A 1368-nucleotide genomic window follows, 5' to 3' on the forward strand; every position below is an offset into this window, starting at 1 on the left:
TCGCGAGGCGTTCGGCTTGTTGGGCTTCGATGGCGGGGTCGACACGCAGGGGTTCGTAGGGGTCTTCGGTGTCGTTCTGGAAGCGGTTGACGCCGACCACGACGCGTTCGCCGGAGTCGGTCTGCTGGGCGATGCGGTAGGCGGAGCGCTCGATCTCGCCCTTCTGGAAGCCGTGCTCGATCGCGCTGACCGCGCCGCCCAACTCCTCGACCCGCTCCATCAGTTCCAGAGCCGCCGCCTCCACCTCGTCCGTCATCCGCTCCACGACATACGACCCGGCGAACGGGTCAACAGTGGCGGTCACATCCGTCTCGTACGCCAGAACCTGCTGCGTACGCAGAGCCAGGCGCGCGCTCTTGTCCGTCGGCAGGGCGATCGCCTCGTCGAAGGAATTGGTGTGCAGCGACTGGGTCCCGCCCAGCACCGCCGCCAGCCCCTGCACCGCGACCCGGACCAGATTCACCTCCGGCTGCTGCGCCGTCAGCTGCACACCCGCCGTCTGCGTATGGAAACGCAGCATCAGCGACTTGGGATCCCTCGCACCGAACTCGTCCCGCATCACCCCCGCCCAAATCCTGCGCGCGGCACGGAACTTGGCGACCTCCTCCAGGATCGTCGTACGCGCCACGAAGAAGAACGACAGACGCGGCGCGAAGTCGTCCACATCCATCCCGGCCGCCACCGCCGTGCGGACATACTCGATGCCGTCGGCCAGCGTGAACGCGATCTCCTGCGCCGGCGAAGCCCCCGCCTCCGCCATGTGATACCCCGAGATCGAGATCGTGTTCCACCTCGGAATCTCAGCCCGGCAATACTTGAAAATGTCCGCGATCAGCCGCAGCGACGGCTTCGGCGGGAAAATATAGGTACCCCGCGCGATGTACTCCTTCAGCACATCGTTCTGGACCGTGCCCGTCAACTGATCAGCCGCCACCCCCTGCTCCTCAGCCACCAGCTGGTACAACAGGAGCAGCAGCGCCGCCGGAGCGTTGATCGTCATCGACGTCGACACCCTGTCCAGCGGAATCCCACGGAACAGCACCCGCATGTCATCGATCGAATCGATCGCCACCCCCACCTTGCCGACCTCACCACTCGCGACCGCCGCATCCGAGTCGTGCCCCATCTGCGTCGGCAGATCAAAAGCCACCGACAGACCCATCGTGCCGTTCGCGATCAACTGCTGATACCGCGCATTCGACTCAACAGCCGTACCAAAACCCGCATACTGCCGCATCGTCCACGGCCGACCCGTATACATCGACCGATACACACCACGCGTAAACGGAAACGCCCCCGGCTCACCCAACTTCTCGACCGGATCCCAGCCCTCCAGAGCCGACGGGCCGTACACCGGCTCGATGGGCA

1 protein-coding gene is annotated in these 1368 nt (G+C 65.2%); it reads right to left on the reverse strand.

Annotated features, from left to right (window positions below; all coding sequences use genetic code 11):
- Window positions 1-1368: acyl-CoA mutase large subunit family protein (locus ADK54_RS13520; RefSeq protein ID WP_063801970.1), on the reverse strand; the 1368-nt coding region annotated here is incomplete at both ends.

Source organism: Streptomyces sp. WM6378 (assembly GCF_001279695.1).
Taxonomy (GTDB): Bacteria; Actinomycetota; Actinomycetes; order Streptomycetales; family Streptomycetaceae; genus Streptomyces.